This window comes from Curtobacterium sp. MCBD17_030 (genome assembly GCF_003224255.1).
In the GTDB taxonomy this organism is placed as follows: Bacteria; Actinomycetota; Actinomycetes; order Actinomycetales; family Microbacteriaceae; genus Curtobacterium.
The window spans coordinates 1-774 of record NZ_QKLI01000050.1 but is presented as its reverse complement, the minus strand read 5'-3'; the positions used below and the strand labels follow the sequence as shown (position 1 = coordinate 774).

1 protein-coding gene is annotated in these 774 nt (G+C 68.9%); it reads right to left on the bottom strand.

Features of this window, described 5'->3' with window-relative positions:
* Positions 1 to 634: hypothetical protein (locus DEI89_RS17255; RefSeq protein ID WP_110905281.1), on the bottom strand; the 634-nt coding region annotated here is incomplete at its 3' end.
* Between the last annotated feature and the right edge of the window lie 140 nt (positions 635 to 774).

Here is a 774-nt window from a genome sequence, read left to right as displayed (position 1 = left end):
TGACGGCGTCGGTCTTGAAGGTGTCGTTGAGCAGCTTCGCGGCGTCGTCGGAGACGTGGACGGTGGTGCCGGTCAGGATCGCGTTGTCGCCCTCGAGCTGCAGCGGCTTGAGCGAGCCGCCGTGGAGGGAGAACAGGTACGCGTTCGGGGCGGCGACCTTGCCGTTGACGAGGACGTCACCGTAGAGCTTCGAGGAGCCGGGGTTCACGACGAAGTTCTCGAGCGTGACGGTGGTGTCGCCGGCCGTGAGGGTCAGGCCGGAGTCGTCGTGGTTCAGCAGGCCCTGCACGTAGGGGCGGTACTTGCCGTCCGGGCTCCAGTAGGTGACCGAGCCGGAGGTGATCGGGAAGGACACGGCGCCGTCGGCGAGCTTGGCGTTGCCGGAGACGCCCGGGGTCAGCTTCAGGGAGGTGAGGGCGTCGGTGAAGCCCTTGTCGAGGGCGACGGAGGTGTCGCCGCCGAGGACCTCGGGGACCGAGGCGACCGGTGCGGGGATCTTCGCGGCGGAGCTGGAGGAGACGGTGTGCACGGTCGGGGTCGACGCGTTCGCGGCGGACACACCGAACGCGGCGCCGCCGAGGACGAGGGCTCCGGTCGTGGCGAGGGTGATCGAGGTCTTCAGGGACTTGCGCATGTCTTCATTCCTTTGCTTGTCGCGCTCGGCGCGGTGGGTGACAGCGCGCCGAACACACCCCGCGAAGGGGTGGAGAACCAGCGGTGAGCTGCTGGTGAGCGCTGCGGGTGTTTCCCGGCTTGTGACAGTGGTTCGGGGCC